We start from the raw sequence: 25485 nt of genomic DNA on the forward strand, positions 1-25485 counted from the left end.
CTCCTCTCCTCTAAGGCCCTGCCTGTATCAATAGCTTCGATCAATAACGGACCTTGCTGTCTTTTCCTTCATCTTCTTCGTTTCTACTATGTTTGTTCTTGCCAGACCTTCGCAGATGAGATCTATTATGAACAGCTGTGATATTTTAGCCCCAATAGATCCCCCTTCGAGCGGCATCTCCTTGCCCGCTGTCAGCAGCACGAGGTCCGCTATGGATGTAATCGGTGACTTGGCATAGTTGGTAATGGCAATGACCTTCGCCCCGCTCTGCTTCGCCTTGAGCAGCATATCGTTGGTATCCAGGGTACTGCCAGATACACTAATTCCGAAGGCAACATCACCTTCCCGCATACTGACCGCCATCATCGCCTGAATGTGACTGTCTGCCACCGCCTCGGATCGTCTGCCGATTCGCAGTAGTCTGTTCTTGGCATCCAGTGCTGTAATACCAGAGGCTCCTACGCCGAAGAACTGCACATTGCCGGCCTGATCGATCCATTCGATCGCCTGCTCCAGCTTGCTCCTGTTCAAGAGACTCATGCTTGAATGCAGAATGTCGATATTGTTCTCGTAGACCATACGGACAAAATCCTTGCTGTCCTCATCCTGCTCTCCCGGCTTTTTCGCCCCAGCGTTCTGAGCCAGCGACAGCTTGAAATCCTGATAGCCCTTGAATCCAATCTTCCGGCAAAAGCGCATGACCGTTGTCTCCCCCACCCCGGCAAAATCGGCCAGTTCCGTGACAGAGTAATACATGAGATCATCCGCATTCTGCAGTACGCATTCTGCTACTTTTTGTTCTGACTTGGTCAGCGAAGGATAGTAGGTATTAATGCGATCTTTCATTTCCATGGATTGAAATCACTGCCTTCCGTGCGGCTTCCGCAAACCGCTTCGTTATTAATTGAGGACGGGAAATAGCGGAACCAACCACGACGGCATAGGCACCGAGTCGAAGCACCTCCTCCACTTGAGCCGGCTCACTGATCCTCCCTTCCGCGATTACCGGAATGGCAAGCCGCTCCGCAGTCTCCTTGACCAATTCAAGATGTGGACCTGCAAGGTTCGGTGAGTAGGACGTATAGCCTGACAAGGTGGTTGACACACAGCTGACACCGAGGGACGCGGCATACAGCCCTTCTGCTAAGGTAGAGATATCGGCCATCACCGGCATATTTCGTGACTTCATATATTCCACCATCGTCTCCAGCGTAACCTGACCCGGCCGCTTTCTTCGCGTAGCATCCAGAGCGATCATATCCGCTCCCGCCTCAATAAGTTCATCGACTTCTTTCGTCGTGGGCGTAATATATACCTCCGAATCCGGATAATCTCTTTTGACGATTCCAATGACAGGAAGACCCACTGCCAGCTTGATCGCTCTCACATCTTCAGCGCTGTTCGCGCGAATCGCGATCGCCCCGCCTTCTTCCGCCGCCTTGGCCATCTTCGCCATCGTCTCCGAACCATGAAGCGGTTCACCCGGTAAAGCTTGGCATGATGCAATCAGTCCATATCGTATTTGCTCCAATACGGGATTCACTAGCATACACCCTCTTCCTGGTTACTCCTGCCTGATTCATACGGCATGATATTTCACTTTCAGTCCAACCTCAAAGGTACGATTCCACGGCATGTAACAATCCACAATTTCAATTCGGCCTGCCGGACCGTTGATCTTCTCCTCCAGCACTTGAATAAGCCGCTGTTCGACGCGTTCCGCCACCTTCCCACGCGGTCCATCCAGCAGAAACTTGTTGCAGCCCATCTCCTCCACAACGCCTGCATTCATTTCTTTGCGGACTGTAGCACAGTAGCATGCATCTTCCGCATAACGAAGCGCGAGAAAATCAAGGTGCTCCTGCGTACGTCCGTAGAGCGTATAAATGAGTGCCTGCGAGATGACAGTCCCAAGTGAATTCGAGCTGGTATTCCAAGCGGCATAGCCTGCCAGATCAAACAGCATGCCTTTTTGGCGCAGCATTTTGACCAGCTTGAGATCTGCACCATTCGCATAGCCCACATCGGCAACCGCTACCGCTTTGCCTTGTTCCCTCATCATGTAGCTTCCGTACTCAATCAGCTCCATCAAGTTGCGGTACACATCGTAGCTGAAAAATGGATGCTCCTGCGACACCGCCTCCATCATCGTCTCACCCGGGGTACTGGCCAGCAGGATGAGATCTGCTTCACTCGCGCTGGAAGCAATTAAAGCTCCTGCTGCCGTGATCTGATACTTTAGTGTCTCGTAGAAAAAACGATCTTCATATACCGGGGTAACAAATGCCCCTTGTATCGAGGATAGTCTAGGATACACAAGCGGCTTTACTCCCTTCGTCTCGTTCAACATCCGAGTTATCAGTGTACAGCCGACTTCATCCGCTCCTGGATACATGTAAGCCTTCAGCTCCAAATCGAGCTCACTGATCCGCTGCCTCGCCACCTGCTGATCCTTTGCCGTATAACCATACGGTGCAGAGTCATCCTGCGGGAAGATCAGGAAGTCAATAACCCCATCCTTCACTAAGTCCAGTACGGCCCGGTTCGCCTGAATGTTGATGCTTCTTCTTCCCAGATAATCATCCAGTACCTCCTGTGGAAGGCGGCTGTTCATATCCTGAAGCTCTGCAAGCTCTTCCGCTGTGGCTATCTTCAGCTCCTCTCGGTGACCGATATAGCCTTTGCGGAAAATTTCACGTCCCCAATCGGCATAATAATCCGGCTCTTCATCTGATATGGAGTACTGCGGACAGCGCATGATGAGCTGAAATGCAAAAATTTTAAGATTTAAATGCTTCTCTTTGAGCTTGCGCAGCCTTGTCAGCCTTGCAATGAGTTCATCTTCGGTGAATTTGTGAAGTCTGGAGGGGATAATTCCTCCGTATAAAAGGGTATCCAGTGCGATAACAGCTCCTCCTGCACCTTCGGCCTTCTCTTCGAGCCAGGTCCACAGCTGTTCAATATCGCCTGGTCTTTTTTTTAGTCCCAGCATCGACAGTGGAGGGCGCTCTACTGTAAGCTCCGTGCCCTCTGCCAGCATGTACGGGAATTCGTAGTTGCATGGTCTTTCGTCGAGTGGGATGAAGATGGTTTGCATGATTATCATTCACTCCTGTTCTGACTTCTTCGCTCCGACTTGTTTTGAATGCGAAGTGATTGCTTCGGAGTTGTTCATGCATTCAAAGCCAAAAGTCGCTCAGAATCCAGAACACTCGCTGGCGCTTAGGGGTGGCGGGTTGCTTCGCGTCACCCTTGCCTTGATATTTAGTTAGTTTGTTAAGGGATGAAAGATCAGAATTACATGAAAACCTTTTAGCCTGCGGCTTGCATCTACCTCCTTGGAGGATAGAGGCACATCTAAATCCTTTTAGCCTTCGGCGTAACTCTATCTCCCTTGCGGGATAGAGAAGTTCTAAACCCTTTTAGCCTGCGGCGTAACTCTATCTCCCCTGCGGGATAGAGTAAACCTTAGCCCTTCACTGCTCCGGCGATACCCTCCATGTAGTATCGCTGTGTGAACAGGAACACAACGATGATCGGAATCACCGAGATCATCGTACCGGCGGCAATCCAGCCGAAGTTATACGAGAACTGTCCATTCAGCGTCGTCAGCGCGGACGCAAGCGGGTACTTCAATGGGTCATCCAGAATAACCATCGGCCACAGGAAGCTGTTCCAGAACGACATGAACTCCAGCAGGGCAATAACCGCAATCCCTGGCTTCACCAGCGGCAGGATCAGCTGCCACCAAATCCTAAATTCGGAGGCTCCGTCGATCTTTCCGGAATCACGCACATCAATCGGGATATTCAGGAACGTCTGCCGCATCAGGAAGATATTAAAAACAGACACCGCCGCAGGCAGCACAACACCCAGGTACGAGCCGCCTAGTCCCAAATCCTGAATGGTCAGGTAATGCACGATCATCGCGGTGGAGGATGGAATGATCATCGTTGCAATCAAGGTCACGAACACGAAATTACGGCCCTTAAATCGGAATACGGCGAGCGGATACCCTGTCATACATGACAATACAATATTGAACACTACACCCAGCACCGTAATCACAACGGTGTTCCAGATATACCTCGGGAAGTTCATAAACTGCCATACCTGCACATAGTTCTCAAAATCAATAAAGGTCGGGAAGATCGCAGGCGGCGACGAGAAAATATTACGACCCGGCATCAGCGACACACTCAGCAGCCATAAGAACGGTCCCATCATAAAGATAGCCAGGAGGAGCAATAGCAAGTACGTAATCGCCATCCGCAATCCGTTGACTACTTTTTTCTTGCGCTTGCTCGTCTCGATCAACTTGTCAGCTTGGGTTAACTCGACTGTTTCCATCAGTATGAATTGACACCGCCCTTCTGGTTCAGCTTAAACACGATGACACTGAGTCCGCCGATCAGCACACTCACAATGAGTCCCAGCGCAGAGGCATAACCGAAATTAAACTGCTCCAAACCTTTTTCAAATATATACACACTGGATACGAGCGTCGATGTCCCCGGTCCGCCCTTGGTCAGAATATATACCTCATCAAATACGCGCACTGCACCCATCACGGAGATCAAGGAGCAGAAAAAGATATGCGGGCGCAGAAGCGGCAGGGTAATGGACCAAATCAGCTGCATTCGGTTTGCCCCATCCACTCTCGCTGCCTCGTAGAGGTCATTCGGAATACCCTGAAGTCCTGCGAGATACAGCATCATGTAATATCCAAGCGCTTTCCACATCGTAATAAACATGAGCGTAGCCAGTGCTGTTTCACTGGTCGACAGCCAGGATACCTGCTCACTGATAATTCCTACCTGCATCAGCAGGTAGTTGACCACCCCATTGCTGCTCAGCAGCCAGCTCCAAATCAAGGCTACAGCAACCATGGAGGTAACGACAGGAATGTAGTACGCCGCACGGAAGAGCTTAATTCCAGGTATACGGCTGTTCACGAGAATCGCCATTAAGATAGAAAAGATCTGGATAAACGGAACCACGATAACGTATACCAGTGAATTCCATAAGGAAATGGTGAAGTTCTTATCCAGGAACGCATTCTTGAAGTTATCCAAACCGACATACTTGGTTTCCCCAATGACGGAATAATTCGTTAATGACAGCGGTATTCCATAAATAATCGGCCAAAATACAAACACGGCAATAATGAGCAAACCTGGGGTCATGAATGCCCAGGCTGCAAAAGATTCAGAACGAACCCACCTCATTTGCATTCCCCCCTTGTGAATTAGATGAGGCAAGAAACGTATTCCTTGCCTCACTTAATGCATTCCAGTTCTTCTTACACTCAAGTGGCACTACTGCTTCAGGATATTGTTCACTTCGGTCTCTACTGCATCCAGCGTGGCCTGAATCTCTTTACCGTTCAGCAAGATCTCCTGCAGTCCGCGTGCGATCGCAGAGTTAATGTCGCCTGCATTCGGTACGCCGACCATGTAGTCTGTCGCTTCGGTAAGACTTTGGCTCGATGCCAGCTTCGCTTCAGCTTCAAGCGATCCATCAGATTCCTTGAAGAACGGATCCTCAACGGACTCCTTCGTGGAAGGCAGTGTATTGGCTACTTTGGAGAAAGCCGTTTGATTGGCTGCATTGGTAATAAATTTGGCGAACTCAGCTGCTGCTTCCGGATGCTCAGTCTTGGAAGGAACGACAATGTTCATGGAGTTGGACAATCTGAGGCCGGCTTTACCTGTCGGCAAGGATACAGCAATCGTGTTCTCGTACACATCAGGTGCGGATGTCTTGATAAAGTTGATGAAGGTTGGTCCAGCAAGTACAAAGGCCGTCTGCTCTGCCGAGTAGAACTGGATCTGCTTGGAGAATTCAGCATCCTCCTTCACGACCAGTCCCTCTTCCATTAACCCCTTCAGGTTCTCGATCATAGCCACCATTTCAGGTGTATTGAAGGCAGCTGCGGTCTTGTCTTCGTTCAGAATCTGGATACCGTCGATGGGCAGAAGCTTCGAAACGAGCTGCACCGCATAACCGGCTTTGCCGGTCTTTTCCTTAACCGTACGGGCCCACTCTGCCAGTTCCTCTCTGGTTTGCGGCGGATTTGCCGGATCAAGTCCAGCCTCCTCCACTATTTTCTTGTTCATAAACAGCACTTCGGTACCGGTGTACCATGGGAGGGCATAAGCTTTGTCGTTAATGATGGTGGAATTGAAGATTCCGTCAAAATATACGGCCTTCTCTTCATCTGTGAGGTGTTCGTTCAGGTCGGTCAGCGCACCCTTGGTGCCCATTTGACTCGCAAACTCGGTGTTGAGGTTCACGACATCCGGACTTTCATTATTGGCTGTTGTCGTCAGCAGCTTCTGGGTGATCGCATCAAACGGAAAATCACTCCATTTGATCGTCACATTCTCATGTGCTGCCTCGTACTCGTCAATCAGTCCGTTAAAATAGTCGTTAAACGTAGGCTGAAGGGCAATCGTCCAGAACTCAAGCTCAATCGGCTCACTGGTTTCCTCTGTTCCTCCTGAACCCGGATCAGCAGGTGTTTGTGCAGGGTCCGCTCCGTTATTACCGCCTCCACCACTGCATGCACTAAGCAATAGGGATAGCAACAACAGGGTTAAACACGACAGCTTGAAACCTCTTTTGCTTCTTCTCATTCCTTTTTTCCCCCTTCATGATCGACAAGAGTCATTTGCGAAGAGAAAGACGTGATGTTGTGATAGAAAGCACGGAAGTTTTACCTTTCGCTTCTCTTTGTGGGAAATTATAGCAAACAAAACCAAAATAAAAAAGATTTTTTCCTAAATTTAATTAAAAAGTGGAATATTTTTTCTTTTGTACTATCACGCTCTTGTTACTCGGAATAGTAAGGACTGAAGAAAACCATCGACAATTCCCGAAACAAACAGCTATAATTTGAATAAATGGAATCTATTTCATAATTAAAAAAATGCTGAAAAGTGGTGATTTCTGTTCCATGCTGTATGCTGGTGCCTTTATCGTATCCCTGCTCATTGTTGTGCTGCTCATTCCTCCATTAGGCAGGCTTGCTCTTAAGATTGATTTTGTGGACAAGCCTAGAGAGAATGAGGAGCGCAAGCTGCACAAGAAACCGATCCCTCTGACCGCAAGCTATGCGATCTTTGCCGGATTTTTCATCGCCTATCTGCTATTCTCGGGCGAATATACATGGCAGACGGCGGCCTTATTTGCCGGAGGACTGCTTCTGCTCGTCATTGGAACCGTTGATGATTGGTACAAGACCAGAGGCAAGGACTTTCCCGCTCTGCCCAAAATGCTCGTTCAAGTATCCGCTGCCGTCATTGTATATTTAGCTGGTATTCGTTTTACCGGCTTCTATAACCCTTTCAGTGAGGAATACATCTCACTTCCGGTCTGGCTGCAATTTACACTGACCATTCTGTGGATCTTCGGTGTTACGACAGTTATTAACTTCTCCGATGGAATGGACGGGCTGGCAGGTGGGCTATCCGCCATTTCGGGCACGACATTGTTCATTGTGGCATTAACGATGGGTCAGAGCCACTCGGCCCTGCTCGCAATCGTACTTGTCGGTGTAACTGCAGGCTACCTTAAATTCAACAAACCGCCTGCCAAAGTATTTATGGGAGATGCGGGAGCTACGTTCCTCGGGTTTATTCTCGCCGTCATCGCCCTGGATGGAGCATTCAAGCAGGCAACGGTTCTATCGATTCTTATTCCGATTCTGGCATTAGGTGTTCCGATCTTCGATAACCTCTTCGTTGTCATTAAGCGTTTCCTTGAAGGAAAAGCGATCTATCAGGCAGATGCAAGCCAGGCGCATTACAGATTACTCAGAGCAGGCCTGACCCATAAGCAGACTTTGGCCGTCTTATGTCTCGTGAGTGTATGTCTCTGCTTGTCCTCGATCATTCTGATGCTGGTACAGATCTAACCGCATAGGATTAATATTCAAAAAGAGCATGATCTGAGTGCAAACTCAGGGATCATGCTCTTTTTTTGTGCGCCTGGAAGCCGCCAGTCCGATATGCCCAGCATAAGAAATTGTTCATGAACTGCCCTCTGCTCCCATACAGTATATAGATGCAGGCAGAAGCCTGTGTATCAGTACAGCTGTTGAAGGAGCGGATGAAGTTGGACACTCTTCAATTTGTCATATTTCCATCACCCAACATCGCAGATCCGATACTGAAGCGACTCCTGGCCCTTCTCTGTGAGTCAGCCCCTGTATACTATGTTACAAGCCGGCCGAAAGAAGAATTCCATGAACACTCCGAACCTGTGAAATTAAATTATATACTCAGGAGCGTGCTGCCTCAGATCTGGAATGAGAATACCATTGCCTTCGTGGCCCATCCATACTGGGTGCATGCAGCGGCCTCCATGCACCCGAAGCATATGATTACATACGAGCCTGCCCATCTTGATGAGTCAGATGAAGGACTATACAAAGCATGTATGCAGCAATTGACGGCGATATCCAGTCTTGTATGCTCTGACTCAGAGATGAAATGTCTGGACTGGGCCTTCCGAGGCTATGCCTCCCTCCTCTTACAGGAGGAATCTGCTGTCTATGATGTGCTTTTTCAAGAGGCCATTCATGAGCTTATCCGCAGTGAGACGACATCCGTTTATCGCCGTCAGTGGTCAGAGCGAGCCGCCTACTACGAATCGTTACGGGAACAATCCGGTCCTCATGAGACGGTCTCCTTCCTGCTGTCGGTCTATATGTACTTACTGGAGGATAAGAATGCTCTTCGCTATGCGGAGGAGGCCTTCCTGCAGGCTGTCATGCAGGGCAGAAATAACGCACTGATCACGCATTACAGATTCCTCTCGGCCATTCAAGCACAGCAGGGCAATCTGACTCAGGCTGTCAGCACCTACGGAATTACAGCCTATAGTGATGCTGACACGAACAAATATCATTCACTTCTTCAATTCATGGCTGATGGGCAAGGAACGACGGCCTTGTTCCATATCTATCGATTCAACGATGATTATCGTGCAGCCTTATCCATGCTGGACCTACTGTCAGAGCAGAATGCAAGGCATCTATCCTTTCAGCTGTACCGGGAAACCGGCCGCCTCGAAAAAGCACTCGGCGAGGTTGCAGCCTCCGATCTGCAAACGGAGCAGGACAGAAGGGAATTCCGCATACTGTCAGGCAGTGTAGAAGCCATGAGAGGTGACCGGCACACCGCAATCCGCCTATTCATGGAAGCAGCCGAGAGCGATGAGGATGTGCTTGTGCAGATTATTGCGCTCGATGCGCTCGACGAGAAGCTTCGCATTCTGGAGCAAGGGAGCTGAGCCGAAAGACGATGACAACATCTAATTCATCACCTATATCCCCAGTGAGGAAGAAGGATAACAATAAGCTGACGGCCATGCTTCAGGTTCGTAATGAAGGGGGCCGATATTTGGAGGAAGTGCTGGAGGATCTGTCTACCTTTGTTGATCATATCGTGATTGTGGACGATGCAAGCACAGACCACACGCTTGAAATCTGCAGATCCTGCGACAAGGTAGAGAAGCTGGTTACTTTGGCTTCGTCTCTGTTTGATGAGGAGTGGAAGCTCCGCTCGATCCTGTGGCAGACGACGGTCTCCACTTCATCAGACTGGATCCTTGCCGTCGATGCCGATGAGTTGTATGAAGAGCGTGCGAAGCGGAGTATTCGGAACCTGATTAACCAGGATCGTTACGATTGGGTCAGCTTCCGACTGTATGATATGTGGGGGAGCAGACAGTATTATCGGGAGGATGAACTGTGGCAGGCGCATCGCCGTCAGACGATGACGCTTGTCCGCTATTTTCCAGGCTTCCCCTATCTCTATCCCGAAAGAGCGCATCATGTTCCCCGTCTTCCAGCCACCTGTGCGGCGCTGCAGGGATTAACGACCGATCTGCGGATCAAGCATCTGGGCTGGGCCGGCCCTCTTGAGGAGCGCGTTCAGAAGTATGTCCGCTACAAAAAGCTTGATCCTGAAGGCAAATGGGGGAATATCGCGCAGTATGAATCCATTCTGGATCTATCCCCAAGCCTAGTGGAGTGGAAGGAGGAGATCTAAGCATGGGGTATATCAGTGTGCTTACGCACAGCTTCGCAGATGGCTACAATCGTGACTTCGAACGACTGTTTGGCGGTGGACTGGAACGGTACATATTTCGGCTGTGCCAGGTCATACGTGATATCGGCCATATTCCGGAAGTGCACCAGCTCTCCTATTACGAGGCATTCCATAGAACGATAGAAGAGATTGAGGTATTCGGTTACCCTTATGATCCGGACCACATCCCACAAGCTTTTGACGAAATGGCCTCTCGCGCCCGTGGCCCACTCATCTACGCCAGCTGTATATGGCACCCGCTGAACTATGCGCCAGGCAGTCTCGGTATCTGCCACGGTATTAACTGGGATCGACACAACCTTCCGGCGGCTGCCAAACGCGAGATTGCCGGCTCGATTCAAAGGGCGCTGGACCAGCTCGACACCCTTGTGTCGGTAGATTCGCATTTTCTCACCTACTGCCGCGCTGCATGCACCTATCAGGATCCCCATCAGGTTGTGCTCATTCCGAATAGTGTCGATACCGAATATTTCAAGCCTGTGCACCTGATGCTCGGAGACGCCGAAGCGGACAAGACGATTGATGAAGAAGCACTGCGCAAGAAAGTGAAGGGCCGGACGGCCTACCTTCATCATGGAGATGAAGAGCAGGATGGAGAACTCCGAGATCAAGACAACGAAAAGGACTCCCATTCTCCCCCAGATCTCCATGATGTGACTGAAGCCTCGGACCTGCAGGCTGCTGAAGACAGCTCTAACCAGAAGAGCATCCGGCTCTTGTTCCCCAGAAGAATCAGCCTGGAGCGAGGCATTATTCCGATGATGCTGGCCAGTGACCGTCTGCTGGGCGCCTACCCCGCACTCACGATTGAATTTGCAGGTGAACGGGTTGAAGGCAGTACGATCGGGAAGACGTTCGAGATATGGAGAAAGCATCATCCACACAAAGATCGCATATATGCGAAGAGCTATAAATTTGATGAAATGCTGCTGGCCTATCAGCAGGCGGATATCGCTGTAATTCCGACAATCTTCTCGGAAGGAACCTCATATGCCTGCCTTGAAGCGATGAGCTGCGGGCTCCCCGTTGTCGCGGGCAATGTCGGAGGATTAAATGATATCGTCCAGGACGGATTCAATGGACTGTCTGTTCCTCCCGTAGAGGAGAACCTTGTCGCCGCCATATGCAGGCTGATCGATGATGATGAGCTTAGGGAGCGGATGGGGAATCAGGCAAGACAAACAGCACTTGCTTATGATGATCACAAATGGGAGCTGGCCTGGAAAACGGTGCTTCAACATCACCTCAGCCGCAAGGCCCGGAAGGAGCGTTTATTGCCGCGATGACACTCGACTCAAGATATGTACGGCGTGATGATGATCGAATGGACACGGTGCTGGTTCCACTGCATCCAGCCTGGTGGAGCAGACCGTATGAATACGCCTGGGCCCGTCAATTCGCTCATGCGGAAGAAACTGTGCTGGACGCGGCCTCCGGCATTCCTCACCCTTTCAAATTCTGGCTTGTTGACCGTGTGCATAAAGTATACGCCTGTGATCTGGACCCGCGAATCTTATCCAATGAAGCGATCCGTTCCGCAGTCGCGGACGATTTTGGCATTCAAATATCGAGAATTCTGCCAGAGCGTTACATCGAGAATGTGGAGCGGGCCCAGGCTGACTTAGCTGCACTGCCTTATCCGGATGAGCAATTTGATACGGTCTTCTGCATTTCTGTACTGGAGCATTTAGATCACCCCACAAGGCTGAAGTCACTTAAGGAATTTGCCCGGGTACTAAGGCCTGACGGCAGACTCGTGCTTACTGTGGATGTGCCCGAAATTGAACCGGAACAGCTGACCACTCTCCTGTCTGAAGCAGGTCTTATGATCGTGGGTCCGCTGAGCACCGAACGGCCGGATGATGCGATATTTACGACCATGTATGGTTCAGCCATCTACTGCTTTCGAGCACTTATCAAAAAAAGACATAAGGGTGATTTGTGACGGCAAAGACCGTATCCCAAAAATCATCCCTCTATAACAGCATGAGCTGAGCTGCTGCTTGAAATCTGGCTTCAGCACACTGAGACTTCTGCTTCATGAACAGCTCTAAGGCGTTCCATCCGTATTGAGCCGCTTCGATAGAAGATGCGGGCTTATACTTCTGAATCTGAGCAATCTCTTGCTCATAGCTAGGGAGAGCTGGACCTGCCTCCTTCTCCTTGAAGCTGGCTCTCAAGGCAAGCCGCATAAACAGCTGCACAGGCTGCACCCCTCGGTCAGAATAGTCCTCCTCTTGTTGGACGGCGGCTGCTTCGTGATCTGACGGTCGGCTCGTATATGCTGCTTCAGATACAGGTGACCTCTCCATCATTTCTCGGTCAACCTCCTTCTGCTCCTGCAGCAAGGAGTAGAGCTCCCTGCGGACGGACAGCGGAGCCAGCAGCAGCCCTATTCTTGCAGAAGGAGACAGCTGAACCAGAACGGCAGACGCTTCCTTCACCTCTGGCAGCCAGGCACCGAAGCCAGCCCATGCCCTCAGCCGGATGAACGCTTCTGCCTGCTTCCCCATCCAGCGTACATCCTCCATGGCCATAGATCGGCCGGTATCGCGGCTGCGCAGCTGTCCTCTGTCGGCAGCATCCGAGCAAAGCACCTGCAGATAGATGCCGATCTCTGCGGCCTTATCCTGATGGGTATGCCAAGGCTCAAGCAGCCTTGCAGCAACACGCCGTTCTCCAAGCTGAGCCAGCAGGATGGCTTCTGCCCAGGGCATTTTTATAAAGGCTTCTTGCAGCCAACATTTCTGTTTCGATACCCATACAAATTGCTGCATATCAAGCATTTGCTGGAGAACAACCTGCTGCGCCTTCTCTGTAAGTCCCCTTTTTCGAGTCCATCGCTCTACCTGAGCGAGCTCACCGCTGCATACAGCAAGTGGAATCCAGCGCTGCCACGCCGGCACATAATCAGGGTTCGCCTCCACTGCTTTTTCATAAGCTTCACAAGCACGCTTTCCCTCACCCATGCGTTCATAAACGATTCCCATCAGATAAGAGGAACGATAGGTACCTGCACCGGATACGGAGGTATACTCCCTGCTATGACTTATGTTAGTCAGTACACCCAGCGCCTCATCGTCCCTCCCCAGGTCCATAAGCAGAACAGCCTTCAGCTCCTGCAAGTCGGCAAACCCCGGGTACCTGGATACACCCTCTTCCGCCTTCTCTACCGCTTGATGCAGCTCTCCCTTTTCCCGCAAAGCAAATATCGTCTTAAGAAATACATCGGAGGCATATCCCGCCTCTGGCGGCATCCCATCCAGAAGCGGCTCGAGTATGCGTACCGCAGCATCATATTCCCCCAGCTGAAAATATTCTGTACCCAGTGCATACTGCAATATTCTGCTATCTGGCTCCTGCAGCAAGGCCTCGTTAATGAGCTGAACATTCCGTTCGCTTTTATTTCTCTGTTTAACGATGTGATCGAGGTACCCATAATGCAGGAGCTGAAGCCCCGAGGCTCTAAGTGTATTGGCTCCGAGTGCAAGGATAGAGGTGGCCGCTTCTTCATGAATCCTCCCTTTGAACCTGATTCTCGTATCATTCCGGAAGATCCGGCAGGCACTGTCCGTCACAGACTCCTCTCCAGAACGACCAAGCAGGCTCTTGATCTCCACCTCAAATCCATATACCCCATCACTTGCTTCAAGCAATGAAAACAGCCGGCTCTGCTGTCCTTCGACCAATTGTTCATCCGCATCCATAATCAAAACCCAGGGCTGTGCCGCATGTCGAAGAGATTCATTCCGAGCCGCAGCAAAATCCGATTGCCAATCCATATGGACAACCGTTGCTCCGTACTGTCTAGCGATATCGACACTTTGATCGGTGGACCCCGTATCAACGATGATCATTTCGGAGACGACACTCGCTACCGAAGCCAGACACTGCTCCAGGAACAGTGCCTCATCACGAACAATCATACATAAGGAAATAGGTGATCTGTTATTCATGCCCGCTCTCTCCTCATCACTGATGTCCATCGCTCCATGGCAATGTAAGCCGAAGCCGCTGAATCATCCGCCAGTCCTTGCCTCGATGCTCCTGCTCACGCTGAAGGGTGGTCATATGGGCCAAATGGTGGTCAGCAGCACTGATCATCGTTTGCAGAAGCATATGGACCCCGGACACAGAAGTGAGTTCACCCTCTTGCAAGCCTTGGTCAACCGCCTCGATCCAGCCTTCTAGAACCGATGAGAACAGCTCCTGCCTCTCCGCATTCATTGCTGCCTGGCATAAGCTTGCGAATGAGCTCCAGAGCTGCGGGATTTCCTCCCGGGTTGTTCTGGCAGCTGCACCCTGTTCTGCTCCGCCGCCCAGTGCTTCCGACAAGGAACATTTATTCTGAAGCAGCCGAATAGCCGGATCTTGATAAGCCTCTTCCTTACTCCGTATGTCCATGCTCCAGTTCATAAGCTCAGATGGAGAAAAGGAGGACGGAATATGGGCTTTGCGCCGCAACCGGTCAGCCTGCTTCCATTCCCCTGCCTTCCACATCGCCTCCACCCGATGGACACGAATCTGCTTACGCGCATGCGGAGGACTCTCTTGTTCCAGCTGATGCAGCATTGGGATTACAGAAGAATAGCATCCGCATTCGTTCAGAATATGAATCACTTTCCATGTGCTCTCCGGTGTCGAGAAGGAGAACCGTGCCTTAAGCAGTTCCGGAATATGCTCCTCCTGAAGCGCAGCCTGCATAATCCGAAATATCCGATAGAGCGGCGGAGTTAAGCTGGGCTTGCAGCGAATCGCCTTCACATAACAGTCAACCGCCTCATCCAGTGCCTCTCGCTTCTCTGCATTTAATCCCAGCAGGTAATGCGTCTGATAGGTGCCGATTCCCTCTTCCGTATGATATAGATCCGGCGCCGGACCTAGACGCAGTGCTTCCCTGAGCGCGGCTTCCGCCTGCTTTTCCCTGCCAAATGCCTCCTCGGTCAAGGCTCGGCAGTGCAATAAGTCGGTATAATCCGGATACAGCTGCAGCCCCTTCGTAATCTGTGCTTCCGCTTCCTCCCATCTGCCGAGCGCCTGCAGACATCGAATCTCGTATTTAAGCACCAGATGAGCATAGCTGGCCTTTATTGGATCAAGACCCTCCCACGCCCTGCGAAACGAGCTCAATGCTTCCTCCAGTCGGCCGATCCTCAGCCATTCAACCCCCATGTTATACCGGTGAAATGGATTGTCTGGATCCTCATGAATCACCTGCTGAAGAAGCCGTGTATTTCGGCTGACTTTGTCTTTTTCCAGCACAATCTCTTCGCTGTAGCCATAATGATGAATGATCATATCTGTCATATGAAAATGCGCCTGTGGATTGTGATTCACAATGGATTCGGCAATCTGCTCATGAATGCGTCCGGAAAAACGATGCTTCGGGTCATTGCGAAACATCCGCAGTACAGGATTGATGGTGACTCCGCCCGATCCGTTGCCGGTATAATTGTGAATTTGCAGAAAAAATCCGTCTACTCCCTCCTGTACGCCCCACAGCGGAAGCTCTTCCCTAGCCTTGTCATCCAGCATTTCATCCGCATCCAGAAACAGAATCCAATCTCCTGTTGCAGCCTCGAGACCCCTGTTGCGGGCAGCCGCAAAATCATCACACCACTCGAATGGAATTACAATAGCACCTTGCTGCCTCGCAAGCTGTACCGTTTGATCGGTAGATCCTGTATCAACCACGATCACCTCATCAACGGCCCCACGCACACTGTTCAAACAAGAAGGCAAGCTCCGTTCTTCGTTCTTCACGATCATGCATAAAGAGATTCGGCCACTAGACATGCCCATTCCTCCGCTCTCGTCCGGATCGCCGCGTCTGCCATCCCAGATCCATCAATTGAAGAGTAGAATCGCCCAGCTTCCTAAGATGACTCTGAAGCTGGGAAGCTCCTGGCAGCTGCCCTGCTGAATTCAGTGTCTGGACCGCCGTGTTGTAAGCCAGCTGTAAGTAACTCGCTGCTGCACCCGCACGGGATGGTTGATGCTGGGGATTCAGCTGGATCGCTCTATCGAATAATGCCGCTGATTTGGCATACAGCTTCTGATCGTACAGCAATTCAGCAAGCTCAAATGCCCCATCAGCATCCAGCTGGTCTTGAGCTAGCAGCTCCAGGTACTGATCTGCCGCAGTCCGGCGGTAACCACAGCGATACAGAATGCCAGCGCACTGTCTTGTGGTGATAAGTCCGGCAGCTTTCATTTGAAGAACAAGCTGCTTCCAGCCGCATTCTGCTGCCCGCTCACACAAGCGGACAGCTAGAGCGGACAGTGCGGCTTCCTCCGCTCTAGCTTCCGCTGCAGGATTCGGAGCACCCGGATCCGCTCCACCTTCATCCGTTGCAGGATTTGCAGCACCCGTATCCGCTTCACCTTCGCCGCTCTGCTCCGTCTGCAGCCCGGAATGAAACAATCGAGCTTCCATCTGAAGATACACTCTCGATTGTTCGCCAAGTATCGTCACAAGAGCTTCCGGCAATCTGGCTCCTATCCTCCATTCGGATAAGCTCCAATCGATTACTGCCATTTCCATTACCGCTGCCCTCTCCTTCACCTGCGCCTCTGTCTCTGCGGACTCTTGTGTCGCTGCTCTTGTCCCTGTCTCTCTCTCTGTTTCTGTCATTGTCTTTTTTTCTCTCTCTGCTTCCCTCTCCCCTTCAGTTCTGATCGCGGCTGTGTCTTCGACTTCCTCTTGAGCAGCCGCTTGTGCTTGCTGCAGCAAGCTGATCTGCTGCTGGGCGCGTCCGGCTGCCCACGGATAACGCTCAGTCTGCATGAGGCATAAACGTACCCAAGCCTCATCACTTGCTTGAATGCGGTCCTCCGGCAGAACGGACAACGCAGCTTCATATGCCCCGCACAAGCTCAAGGCATGAGCTGCTTTATATAGGAATATCGGATCCGTCGGCGTCATGAGCTGAAGTAAGCGCTGAGTAATCGTCGTGTCCTTTTCCCCTTGAAGATGTAGAAGATCTGCAAGGCCAATCGCGGCAGGAACGTAGCCGGGACACTCCTCAAGACTGGCAGAATATCGCTCTTCGGCCTGGGCCCAGCGCTCTTTATGTTTATCAATATCTGCCATATGTACCTGTGGCACATAGCTGTTCATTCCTGCATCCGTTACATAGGAACCGGCAGGCTTCACCTCAAGCGCCGCTTGAAAAGACGCATAGGCAAGATTCATCATGCCTTGTGACCTTTCAATCATTCCGAGCAGAACGTGCAGCTCTGCATAATCTGAATAATGCAGCAGCTCCGTCAATAACAGAGCTCTCCCCTCATCATACAGCTCCAGTGCATGCAGCAGCTTAGCGAGATCACGGACCAGTGTCGCACGGTAAGGTGCAGATAACGGAGAATCCCGTAGTGATGCCTCATAAGCTTCCTTCGCCTGCTCCCACATGCCAAGCTGACAGCAAGTAACCCCAAGATTGTAGAGATGGAACGTATCCTTCGGATCGAGTTCCAATGCTTTTTGAATGAGGCCAAGGTTACGCCGAGCGGTTTGTTTCTCCTGTAAAACTGCAGGCAGATAGCCATAATGCTGCACACGAATCGGACTTTTGCCGATACAAGCTTCGGATGCTCCTTCTGGCTTCATGTTGTCGTTTCGCACAAGCTGTTCATGAATGATTCCCTTATAATAAAATCCGCGAAAGTTACGAAATACTCGCTCCGCCTCATAGAACGTTCGATCCTCGGGCTGCAATCCCGTCCAATTCTCCAATTGTATCGTACAGACATCGGCAGATGTCCCCTGCAAAAAAGCCTTGATCTCGTTCTGACCATGCGTCAGCTCTTCATCTGCATCCAGTACCAGAATCCAGTCGGTCCCTGCCAGCGATATCCCTTCATTCCGTGCCTTTGCGAAGTCTTCCTTCCAGGTGCTGCATACGACAACTGCTCCGAACTGTTTAGCGATCTGCATAGATCTGTCCGTAGACCCGGTGTCTACAACAATAATCTCATCCGCGATGGACTGAATGGAGGCAAGACAATTCGCAAGACGTGCTTCCTCGTTACGTATAATCATGTGAACACCTAGTGTAGGCTGTTTCAACTTGTCTTTCCTCCTTTACACGCAAAAAAAGGTACAGGCTCTTTCGTGTATAGAGATTCCCTGTACCTATATGAAATAAGGCTGTCTTATGTTCCTTGTCCGTTGAAAAACACATCAATTGTCGTTGCAGCACCCGGTGTACTTGAACGATAGGCAAGCCGTGTGTATTTAAGAAAACGCTGAGGCACAAGCACGTCTACCGACCCTGCAGTAATGCCGGTAACCGTGTCTACATCGGCAAACCAGTTCGTTCCGTTGGCACTGATCTCTACCCTTGCGTCCACGCTGTTTGCAGGGCCTGCATTATATACGAAGAAGGAGTACGTTCCGAATACGCTGGTGCTTACCGGACCCAGCGGGGTGAACGCATCCGCTGTCGGAATGCCGAGCACCTGAGTTTCCGTAAAGCTTTTTTGTGAAATGGAGGTGACGCTGCTAAGTGTACCGGCGGTAATCGTTGTTCCCAGTACGCTTGTGATTGTTCCTGCTGTGATCGTCGCTCCGAGTACGCTCGTCAACGTTCCATCCAGCAGGTTCGTCAGCGTTCCCGCCGTAATTGTCGTGCCTAGCACGCTCGTGATTGTCCCTGCGGTGATTGTCGCTCCGAGCACACTCGTCAACGTCCCATCCAGCAAGTTCGTCAGCGTTCCCGCCGTGATCGTTGTGCCCAGCACGCTTGTGATCGTCCCTGCGGTGATCGTCGCTCCCATCACATTCGAGATGGTTCCATCCAGTAAGTTCGTTAAGGTTCCCGCCGTAATCGTCGCTCCGAGCACACTCGTTAATGTTCCATCCAGCAGGTTCGTCAGCGTTCCTGCGGTGATTGTCGTGCCTAGCACGCTTGTAATCGTTCCGGCGGTAATCGTCGCTCCGAGTACACTCGTCAACGTTCCGTCCAGCAGGTTCGTCAAGGTTCCCGCCGTGATCGTAGCTCCAAGCACACTCGTCAATGTTCCATCCAGCAGGTTCGTCAGTGTTCCCGCCGTAATTGTCGTGCCCAGTACGCTTGTGATTGTCCCGGCGGTGATTGTAGCTCCAAGCACACTCGTCAACGTTCCATCCAGCAGGTTCGTCAGCGTTCCCGCCGTGATTGTCGTGCCTAGCACGCTCGTGATTGTCCCTGCGGTGATTGTCGCTCCAAGTACGCTCGTCAACGTTCCATCCAGCAGGTTCGTCAGCGTTCCCGCCGTAATTGTCGTGCCTAGCACACTCGTGATCGTCCCTGCGGTGATCGTCGCTCCAAGCACACTCGTCAGCGTTCCCGCTGTAATGGTCGCTCCCATCACATTCGAGATGGTTCCATCCAGTAAGTTCGTTAAGGTTCCCGCCGTGATCGTCGCTCCAAGTACACTCGTTAATGTTCCATCCAACAGGTTCGTCAGCGTTCCCGCTGTGATCGTCGTTCCCAGTACGCTTGTGATCGTTCCGGCGGTAATCGTCGCTCCAAGTACACTCGTCAATGTTCCATCCAGCAGGTTCGTCAGCGTTCCTGCTGTGATCGTCGTGCCCAGTACGCTTGTGATCGTTCCGGCGGTAATCGTCGCTCCAAGCACACTCGTCAATGTTCCATCCAGCAGGTTCGTCAGCGTTCCCGCCGTAATCGTTGTGCCCAGTACGCTTGTGATCGTTCCGGCGGTAATCGTCGCTCCGAGTACACTCGTCAACGTTCCGTCCAGCAGGTTCGTCAAGGTTCCCGCCGTGATCGTAGCTCCAAGCACACTCGTCAATGTTCCATCCAGCAGGTTCGTCAGTGTTCCCGCCGTAATTGTCGTGCCCAGTACGCTCGTGATTGTCCCGGCGGTGATTGTCGCTCCAAGTACGCTCGTCAACGTTCCATCCAGCAAGTTCGTCAGCGTTCCCGCTGTAATGGTCGCTCCCATCACATTCGAGATGGTTCCATCCAGTAAGTTCGTTAAGGTTCCCGCTGTGATCGTCGTGCCCAGTACGCTTGTAATCGTTCCTGCCGTAATCGTCGCTCCAAGTACACTCGTCAACGTTCCATCCAGCAAGTTCGTCAGCGTTCCCGCCGTGATTGTCGTACCCAGCACGCTTGTAATCGTTCCTGCCGTAATCGTCGCTCCAAGTACACTCGTCAACGTTCCATCCAGCAAGTTCGTCAGCGTTCCCGCTGTAATGGTCGCTCCCATCACATTCGAGATGGTTCCATCCAGTAAGTTCGTTAAGGTTCCCGCCGTGATCGTCGCTCCAAGTACACTCGTTAATGTTCCATCCAGCAAGTTCGTCAGCGTTCCCGCCGTGATCGTTGTGCCTAGCACACTGGTGATCGTTCCGGCGGTGATCGTGGCTCCGAGCACGCTTGTCAACGTTCCATCCAGCAAGTTCGTCAGCGTTCCCGCCGTGATCGTTGTGCCTAGCACACTTGTGATCGTTCCGGCGGTAATCGTCGCTCCAAGCACGCTCGTAATGGTCCCAGCTGTAATGGTGGCTCCCATCACATTCGAGATGGTTCCATCCAGCAGGCTTGTGAGCGTCCCGGCAGTGATCGTTACATTCGATATGCCTGGCATATTACTGATGGTTCCGTCCAATATAACGCCAATCAGGTTGCCGCTTGTATCTGTTCTGACCGGATGGCTGACATTTGCGTCATCAGTCCCGTAAATTAAACTTCTTAAATTATCCGGATTCAAGTTAAAGGTTGAAAAGTTAGGCATTTCTCACATTGCACCTCCTTATCGCTTAACCAAGGGTTCACACATATAAAGTGCTACCGTACTGTATGCAAGCAGAGGGACACGCGGTAACGGCACAAGCCGGGAAATGATGCCTAAGCCTTTTATAATTGAGAGTCACGGTCACGGATCAGATGGTTATGTTGAAGCAGGAAAAAGATGGTCCTGGGCGAAATAGACTGCTATTCAGCTTCTTACTAAGGAGGACAACTATCACATGGATCCAAAGAAAATTTTTTTGATTGAACTGCACGAAATCATTAAAAATAGCTCCGAGATACGAAATCAACTTGTATACCCATCAGAGGATAACATAACGTGGGATGAGTTTAAGTTGAGCACAGAAGAAGTGAATGCTTTGAAAAACTATAATTTTGATGATGCAGCCTTATCCGCTATAGAAAAAACAGTCAGAGAAAATATTATGGGCGCATTCTTCCGTGCTTTTGCCTTGTTGGATGCCGTAGGAGACCCCGGAATTGTTGAAGGGGAGCAGACTTGGCTGGGACTGACATTACGAGAACGGAAGTCGGATGAGGAGGATGTTCACGAGGGATTTTTACACGATGAGTTTTATGCGGTGTATTGGGATTGGCTGGAACAGAAAAATAAAGATAAATGATTCCGGTAGCTTACAATGCTTATAAAATTTTTGATTTCATGAACAGTTCTTATTTTTATGAGCCGCTTCATTTTCTCCTGCGCGATCTAGAGAGACAACCCAAACCCGTCCGCCAAACTTCGCATATATATAATTCAAGGTAGTCGTGAACGGCAGCTGCTAACCAATTGAATCTTCAAAACGTAAGGGAGGAGGATCCTATGACGAATTACTCTGTATTCAATACAGCCAACAAGCCCATTTATGTACAGCAGACCAACACTTACGTGTCTCCTGCTATTGAATCCATGCCTGATCTCAGCGCCGCCTCTGCAGGCAGGCTGTTTACCCTGACCACAGGAAATGTCAGCGCAGGTGGCGGCGCAAATCTGCTGCTGCAAGTCGTTAACCCGGCAGCAAGCACACGTACAATATATCTATCTCAGATCATCGGAGGCAGTACAGCCGCCGCTTCACTTATTGTGTACAATGGCGGGACACTTACAGGAGGAACCACGCCTGTTCCGGTTAACAACAACTTCGGAAACAGTGTGACCAGTGCAGTGACAACACAGCAGGTAACAGGAACCGTAACCGGCTCGCCGGTCACCCTGATGAGTATTCCTCTTACTGCTGGAGCATACAATATTCAGCTGCGCGGGTCTGTTATCGTTCCTCCCGGACGCTCAGTAACCATTAGCATCGGCCCTGGATCGCTTACCGGCTCCATCAACCTGACTTGGTGGGAGGTCTGAGTATGAATACATTCATAAAGGAGGGATCTGCGTGCCAAACGACCATATCTTCGGATCTGCGAACAAGCCCCTTGCGGATCGTAATGTGAATACCTATCAAGCCCCAGCGATCGGCGCCCCTCCCGAATCGAGCGCAGGCCGAGCTGGAGCCCTATTCACTGCGGGAGCCACAAACTCGACTTCACTGGGACTGCTTGGCGGTAGTGTTATTATCACCGTTCAAATTACGAATCCTGCCGGCAGCGGAAGAAACGTTTATATCTCTCGTATAACCGGCGGTATCAATGTCGCTCTTAACCTCCTCTCCTCCTTCACCGGAACGTTGGCTATTGTACGCAATGGAACACTTGGAAGTCCGGCTGTGCTGACTCCAGTGAACACGAATTTCGCTAGCAGCGGTACATCTCTGATGACAGCGAGGTCTTCTAACACTGCGTCTACAGGCGGAACACCGGTGCTGTCCATGCCGCTCGCTACAGGGCCCTTCAGCTTCGATGAGATCGGTCGATTCATTGTGCCGCCAGGCCAGTCCTACACCTTAACGGTCAGCGGTTCTCTATCCGTAGCCGGTCTGCTCGCTTCTACAGCCAATGTGATGTGGTGGGAAGCTTAGTCTTTACTGTATTGCTGCTTGCTTAGATTCATGCTGGTCCTCACTCCTCATGTGCTGAACTCCCCACCACTTCTTACCGAACAGCAGACCTATCAATCCAATCATTGCAACGATGAATCCAATCCCAAAAAAGGCGCTTTTTACACCCGCCAGCTCAATGATCGCCCCTCCTGCCAAAGGCGCAGTGACGAGCGCGACACTCACCAGCGTATTACTAATGCCGAATACACGGCCTACCATTTCTGTACTGCTCTCCTTCTGCATGATGGTCTGGTTCGTGACCATGTACAGACCATTTCCGAGCCCAATAACCAGGGCAAGTCCAGTGATCATCCATGAAGAGCTCCCGCTTGGAACAAGCCCCAGCCCGGCAATGCCGAGACCGATCCCCATCGCACCTGTACCCAGGCCAAATCGGTATCCTATATGCTCCTGCCTGTTTACAATGAGAAGCACAATCACTGCGCCCAGCCCAATTGCAGCTACCAATATGCCCAGCATCGATTCGTTATTAGGGGCAATCTCCCGGAGCAGAACGGTAAACTGGTAATCCACCATCAACAAGGCTGTCAGGCCAAAAAAGCAATAAATCATCGTATGCAGCAATACCCGACGCTGCAAAAGGTACTTCCACCCTTCCTTCCACTCCTGCCACACCGTTCCTCTCCGAATATATCCTTCCTCGGATTGAACCACTTCTGTGTAAGCATTACTGACCGGTATCGTCTTCTTCACATCGTCTGAAGCATGTCGAACCGTCCAGAGCATTGCACAAGAAGCGATCCTTCCTGCTGCACCGATTAAAATACATATCTGAGGTGTGAACATCGCGAGAATTACACCGCCGAGAAGAGGACCCGCAATCTTGGAGAGCTGATTGACCAGCCCATTAATCGACGTCGCTTGGAGCAGCTCCTCCTCCTTAACCACCTGTCTTGTCATCGCCTGCTGAGCTGGCATCACAAAAGTCGATACGGCTGACCGGAGCATAAGAACGGGAATAATCCAGTAGATACTCGGTGCGACAAGTAAACACAGGGTCAGAACGGCGCTTAATAAATCACATAAGAACATAAGCCTTACCTTAGGTACTCGATCTGCAATTGTACCCGCTAAGGAGCCAAGCAGCAGTCCCGGCAATGCCATGGCGACAGGAACCAGTGCCAAGGTCATTGGTGTTACTCCCCACCGATAGACGAGCAGCACCTGAATGGCAATGGCATCAAACCAATCGCCAAAAGAAGCTGTCGCGTAGGCAGAGAACAGCCTCATAAATATTTTATTAGAGAGTAGACTTCGACTCTGGAGTTTGGTGTTGAACCATTTATGCAGCATATGAATTCCCCCGCTATCTTTAGAATGTATCCAGCATAACGGGGTTATATCAGAGGAATATCAGACAGAGCGCAGGAGTCCTCTGATCACAGAGGAGCAGGCCTCTTTTCGCGAGGTATAGTGATGACGTTCGTCCAGATCCTGAAAGATGCTCCGAAGCTTCGATCTTAGACCTATAACCCCCTTATCCGTCTGAGCAGGAGGGTGCAGCTCCATATAATACAAAAATTGACGCACAGACAGCAGAATGTGAGGCACGAATCCGGATTGACCGTAGACTTCAAGCGCATCATCCACCGCTGCTGAAGCCTCCCTGATCTGTCCCTGTCGGTAATACCATATTCCTTTCATATAGAGAAATCTGCATATTTCCCGCAGATAGGGCTTATGATCAAGCGATCGGCTGATCTCCTGAATGCTCTTCTCAACTCCGGCACAATCCGCTGCATGAATATATAGGAGCAGCTCAGATAACATGAGTGGAATACGAAAGCCCTCCAAGTCGTCCTCTCCGTCAAGCAGCCTATAGGAAGCGGCTATTCGTTCTTCTGCTTCGGAATACATGCCATTCTCGACATAGAGATCAATGATGTTTAGATAATACATTTCCCTGTGGAACTCAGGCTCCAGTCTGGAGTGTAACAGTGCCGTCTCACAGAGCTGAAGCCCTTCCTGAGGAGATGCGATCACGCCATACAGAATCAGCAGCCAGTACAGCCTATCCTCAGCCTTAAGGTCATCACGGCTCATAAACCAGTCGAGATCACCCCCCAGAAAATGCAAATAGTTCTCGTAAAAAGGGGCGACTTCAATCCCGAGCGCCTCCTGCTGTGCGATCAGCGTTGTAATGGATTTGCCTTGACCGAAGAGATGGTACTTTTGGAATAACTGATGGACTGCCGATTGAAGCTCCGTATCCGCCATCGATGGATTGAGAACACCCGAAGATTTCTCTTCTGCCGTAAGACGGTATCCCAAGCCTCTGACGGTATGTATACTAATTTCCGAAATGATAGACAACTTCTTGCGGAGCCTGTAGATATGATCATCCACCGTCCGTTCCCCGGGATATTCAAGCGGCCATACCTGGTCCAGCAAATGCTCCCGCGTAAAGGTCTTCCCTTGGTTCCGGTACAGAAAATAGAGAAGTGCGAACTCCTTGGACAGCAAGGTGACCTGTCCGCCCGAACTGCTTACCGTATAATCTCCTTCATGAAAGTAAATGTGAGCCATGCTCGTTCACTCCTTGCCTGATGCTGCTTCTATTGTATATCGGTCGAGCCAAAAATTGCACGCACA

At 50.9% G+C, this 25485-nt stretch carries 20 protein-coding genes; 8 read left to right on the forward strand and 12 right to left on the reverse strand.

The features are described from left to right. Positions 1-27: 27 nt before the first annotated feature. The 6 genes from PUW25_RS24005 to PUW25_RS24030 all read right to left on the reverse strand — a co-directional run bounded on the left by PUW25_RS24005 (position 28) and on the right by PUW25_RS24030 (position 6638). Positions 28-852: a MurR/RpiR family transcriptional regulator gene (locus PUW25_RS24005; RefSeq protein WP_047911278.1), complete on the reverse strand. Its 825-nt coding sequence runs from the start codon at positions 850-852 to the stop codon at positions 28-30. Next, positions 830-1549 (reverse strand): N-acetylmannosamine-6-phosphate 2-epimerase, encoded by a 720-nt coding sequence (locus PUW25_RS24010; protein WP_047911277.1) that lies wholly within the window; start codon positions 1547-1549, stop codon positions 830-832. Before PUW25_RS24010 ends, PUW25_RS24005 begins: the two co-directional genes overlap by 23 nt. 30 nt (positions 1550-1579) lie before the next feature. Beyond that, on the reverse strand, positions 1580-3097 hold the full coding sequence (locus PUW25_RS24015) for a DUF4127 family protein (protein WP_370510326.1): 1518 nt from the start codon (positions 3095-3097) through the stop codon (positions 1580-1582). 371 nt (positions 3098-3468) lie between these two features. After that, positions 3469-4269 (reverse strand): carbohydrate ABC transporter permease, encoded by an 801-nt coding sequence (locus PUW25_RS24020; RefSeq protein WP_370510330.1) that lies wholly within the window; start codon positions 4267-4269, stop codon positions 3469-3471. 80 nt (positions 4270-4349) lie between these two features. Beyond that, on the reverse strand, positions 4350-5228 hold the full coding sequence (locus PUW25_RS24025) for a carbohydrate ABC transporter permease (RefSeq protein ID WP_047911274.1): 879 nt from the start codon (positions 5226-5228) through the stop codon (positions 4350-4352). A gap of 90 nt (positions 5229-5318) precedes the next feature. Beyond that, positions 5319-6638 carry an ABC transporter substrate-binding protein gene (locus tag PUW25_RS24030; protein WP_047911273.1) on the reverse strand — a complete coding sequence of 440 codons (1320 nt, stop codon included), beginning with the start codon at positions 6636-6638 and terminating at the stop codon, positions 5319-5321. Positions 6639-6958: 320 nt separating this feature from the next. On the opposite strand from PUW25_RS24030, the gene PUW25_RS24035 reads away from it, so the two are divergent. The 5 genes from PUW25_RS24035 to PUW25_RS24055 all read left to right on the forward strand — a co-directional run bounded on the left by PUW25_RS24035 (position 6959) and on the right by PUW25_RS24055 (position 12063). Then, on the forward strand, positions 6959-7918 hold the full coding sequence (locus tag PUW25_RS24035) for an MraY family glycosyltransferase (RefSeq protein ID WP_081872347.1): 960 nt from the start codon (positions 6959-6961) through the stop codon (positions 7916-7918). A gap of 200 nt (positions 7919-8118) precedes the next feature. Further along, the gene (locus tag PUW25_RS24040; protein WP_047911271.1) at positions 8119-9297 is read left to right on the forward strand and encodes a hypothetical protein; all 1179 of its coding nucleotides are present in this window, start codon (positions 8119-8121) and stop codon (positions 9295-9297) included. A gap of 11 nt (positions 9298-9308) precedes the next feature. Further along, positions 9309-10058, forward strand: a complete 750-nt coding sequence (locus PUW25_RS24045) for a glycosyltransferase family 2 protein (RefSeq protein WP_274337717.1) — start codon at positions 9309-9311, stop codon at positions 10056-10058. Between the two features lie 2 nt (positions 10059-10060). Continuing rightward, positions 10061-11404 carry a glycosyltransferase family 4 protein gene (locus tag PUW25_RS24050; RefSeq protein ID WP_047911269.1) on the forward strand — a complete coding sequence of 448 codons (1344 nt, stop codon included), beginning with the start codon at positions 10061-10063 and terminating at the stop codon, positions 11402-11404. Next, entirely contained in the window at positions 11401-12063 is a 663-nt protein-coding gene (locus tag PUW25_RS24055) for a class I SAM-dependent methyltransferase (RefSeq protein WP_047911268.1), read from the forward strand. Before PUW25_RS24050 ends, PUW25_RS24055 begins: the two co-directional genes overlap by 4 nt. A 31-nt stretch (positions 12064-12094) precedes the next feature. Here PUW25_RS24055 and PUW25_RS24060 read toward each other — a convergent pair whose 3' ends face one another. From PUW25_RS24060 to PUW25_RS24075, 4 genes are all read right to left on the reverse strand, one after another. Further along, on the reverse strand, positions 12095-14074 hold the full coding sequence (locus PUW25_RS24060) for a tetratricopeptide repeat-containing glycosyltransferase family 2 protein (RefSeq protein WP_274337718.1): 1980 nt from the start codon (positions 14072-14074) through the stop codon (positions 12095-12097). A gap of 16 nt (positions 14075-14090) precedes the next feature. Further along, positions 14091-15914 carry a glycosyltransferase gene (locus PUW25_RS24065; protein WP_274337719.1) on the reverse strand — a complete coding sequence of 608 codons (1824 nt, stop codon included), beginning with the start codon at positions 15912-15914 and terminating at the stop codon, positions 14091-14093. After that, positions 15907-18189, reverse strand: a complete 2283-nt coding sequence (locus PUW25_RS24070; protein WP_274338478.1) for a TPR domain-containing glycosyltransferase — start codon at positions 18187-18189, stop codon at positions 15907-15909. The genes PUW25_RS24065 and PUW25_RS24070 overlap by 8 nt, the downstream gene beginning before the upstream one ends. An 86-nt stretch (positions 18190-18275) precedes the next feature. Continuing rightward, the gene (locus tag PUW25_RS24075) at positions 18276-20864 is read right to left on the reverse strand and encodes a DUF6385 domain-containing protein (RefSeq protein ID WP_274337722.1); all 2589 of its coding nucleotides are present in this window, start codon (positions 20862-20864) and stop codon (positions 18276-18278) included. 235 nt (positions 20865-21099) lie between these two features. On the opposite strand from PUW25_RS24075, the gene PUW25_RS24080 reads away from it, so the two are divergent. From PUW25_RS24080 to PUW25_RS24090, 3 genes are all read left to right on the forward strand, one after another. After that, entirely contained in the window at positions 21100-21504 is a 405-nt protein-coding gene (locus PUW25_RS24080; protein ID WP_274337724.1) for a hypothetical protein, read from the forward strand. 200 nt (positions 21505-21704) lie between these two features. After that, positions 21705-22238: a hypothetical protein gene (locus PUW25_RS24085; RefSeq protein ID WP_274337726.1), complete on the forward strand. Its 534-nt coding sequence runs from the start codon at positions 21705-21707 to the stop codon at positions 22236-22238. A 31-nt stretch (positions 22239-22269) separates the two neighbouring features. Further along, positions 22270-22851 (forward strand): hypothetical protein, encoded by a 582-nt coding sequence (locus PUW25_RS24090; RefSeq protein WP_205054785.1) that lies wholly within the window; start codon positions 22270-22272, stop codon positions 22849-22851. Between the two features lie 3 nt (positions 22852-22854). Here the strand turns inward: PUW25_RS24090 and PUW25_RS24095 are convergent, their stop codons facing one another. Together PUW25_RS24095 and PUW25_RS24100 are read right to left on the reverse strand one after the other, a co-directional pair. Next, a complete protein-coding gene (locus PUW25_RS24095) occupies positions 22855-24186 on the reverse strand; it encodes an MFS transporter (protein ID WP_274337727.1) in 1332 nt (443 codons plus the stop codon). 60 nt (positions 24187-24246) lie between these two features. Beyond that, positions 24247-25419: a winged helix-turn-helix domain-containing protein gene (locus PUW25_RS24100; protein ID WP_274338479.1), complete on the reverse strand. Its 1173-nt coding sequence runs from the start codon at positions 25417-25419 to the stop codon at positions 24247-24249. Positions 25420-25485: the final 66 nt, after the last annotated feature.

It is taken from the genome of Paenibacillus urinalis, from assembly GCF_028747985.1.
Lineage (GTDB): Bacteria > Bacillota > Bacilli > Paenibacillales > Paenibacillaceae > Paenibacillus > Paenibacillus urinalis.